Raw genomic sequence first — 2,043 nt, 5'->3', positions numbered from 1 at the left:
AAAAAAATCGGCGGTCATGCCGTCGGTCGAGGTCACGGCGCGCAGGGCCAGCACCTTTTCATAGGTGCGGGCGTCGCCCATCACCCCGACGGTTCGGACCGGCAGCAGCACGGCGAAGGCCTGCCAGATCTGGTCGTAGAGTCCGGCCTTGCGGATTTCCTCGAGATAGATGGCGTCGCCCTGCTGCAGCGTTTCCACGGCGTCAGGCGTGATCTCGCCGGGGATGCGGATGGCGAGCCCCGGCCCCGGGAAGGGATGGCGGCCGACGAAGGCGTCCGTCAGGCCCAGTTCCCGGCCCAGCTCCCGCACCTCGTCCTTGAACAGCTCGCGCAGCGGCTCGACCAGCTTCAGCTTCATGAAGTCCGGCAGACCGCCGACGTTATGGTGGCTCTTGATCACCGCCGACGGTCCGCCCGAGGCCGAGACGCTCTCGATCACGTCCGGATAGAGGGTGCCCTGGGCGAGGAACTCCGCGCCCTCGACCTTGTGGGCCTCGCGGTCGAAGATTTCGATGAACACCCGGCCGATGATCTTGCGCTTGGTCTCCGGGTCGCTGACGCCGGCCAGCTCGCCCAGAAATTCCTTCGATGCGTCAACGTGCACCAGCGGGATGTTGTAGTGCTCCCGGAACAGGGTGGTGACCTGCGCCGCCTCGTCCTTGCGTAGCAGACCGGTGTCGACGAAGACGCAGGTCAGCTGGTCGCCGATCGCTTCGTGGATCAGCACCGCCGCGACGGATGAGTCCACGCCGCCCGACAGGCCGCAGATCACCTTGGCCGACCCGACCTGTGCGCGGATTTTCGCGATCTGCTCGTCGCGATAGGCCGCCATGGTCCAGTCGCCCTTCAGCCCGGCCACGCCGAACAGGAAGTTGCGGTAGATTTCGGCTCCGCGCGGGGTGTGGTGCACCTCGGGATGGAACTGCACCGCATACATGCGGCGGTCCTCGTCGGCGATGGCGGCGAAGGGAGCGCCGGCGGAGGTAGCGATGACCTTGAAGCCCTCGGGGATGGCGGCGACGCGGTCGCCGTGGCTCATCCACACCGGCTCGCGGTGATCGACGGCGCCAATGCCGGCGAACAGCGGGCTGTCCTCGGTCAGGACGATCTCGGCCCGGCCGAACTCGCGGTGGTGCCCGCCCTCAACCTTGCCGCCCAGCACGTCGCACAGCAGTTGCTGGCCGTAGCAGATGGCCAGCAGCGGCACGCCGTAGTCGAACAGCTTGCGCCCGATGCGCGGGCTGTCGGCGTCCAGCACACTTGAGGGACCGCCGGACAGGATGATCGCCTGCGGCTGGAAGGCGTCGACCAGCGCCTCAGCCTTGTCGAACGGATGGATCTCGCAATAGACGCGCGCCTCGCGCAGGCGGCGCGCGATCAGCTGGGTGACCTGGCTGCCGAAGTCGACGATCAGGACCTTCTGGTGGTCGCTCATGAGATCCTTTCGTAGGCGCAGAAGAAGAAGCCGTCGGTGCCGCTGGAGCCCGGAGACAGGCGCAGCCGGGCGCCGCTTGCGAGCGCTCCAAGACGACCCCGCGCCTCGTCCGTCAGATCAGGCGAGGCCGCCAGCAGCTCGGAGACCGGCACGGGCCGGAACTCCGACCGGCCCGCCTCGAAGGCGTCCGCCACCGCCTCGTTCTCGCGGCTCAGGATCGAGCAGGTCACATAGGCCAGTCGGCCGCCGGGCTTCACCAGCTGCGCCGCCTGACCGAGGATACGGAGCTGCAGCGCGCGCAGGCGCTCGACCTCGTCGGCCTTCAGCCGCCAGGCGCCCTCGGGGTGCCGTCGCCAGGCGCCGGAGCCGCTGCACGGCGCGTCGACGAAGACCAGATCGGCCTTGCCGTTGAATTCCTCGACCCCGCCGCCGTTCTGGCCGATCAGCCGAAGGTCGGCCGCGACGCCCGACCGCTCGAGCCGGGGCCGGATGTTGTCCAGCCGCTTCTGCACCACGTCGCAGGCGATCAGGCGCACCGGCGCCGCGGGCTCAGCGGCCCTGCTTGCAGCGATGTCATCAGCTCCGACCGGCGACCAGCCGCCGCGCGGC

General features: G+C 69.0%; 1 protein-coding gene and 1 pseudogene. Both read right to left on the bottom strand.

Annotation, left to right across the window (positions count from 1 at the left end):
• Positions 1–1,434: glutamine-hydrolyzing GMP synthase (gene guaA / locus VGB60_RS04090; RefSeq protein WP_331037003.1), on the bottom strand; the 1,434-nt coding region annotated here is incomplete at its 3' end.
• Positions 1,431–2,043, bottom strand: a pseudogene (locus tag VGB60_RS04085) (RsmB/NOP family class I SAM-dependent RNA methyltransferase); the annotation flags it as partial. The pseudogene VGB60_RS04085 and the gene guaA, both read right to left, overlap by 4 nt.

Origin of the sequence: Brevundimonas sp., from assembly GCF_036399195.1 — a bacterium.
Taxonomy (GTDB): domain Bacteria; phylum Pseudomonadota; class Alphaproteobacteria; order Caulobacterales; family Caulobacteraceae; genus Brevundimonas.
This window is presented reverse-complemented; position numbering and strand designations above follow the sequence as displayed.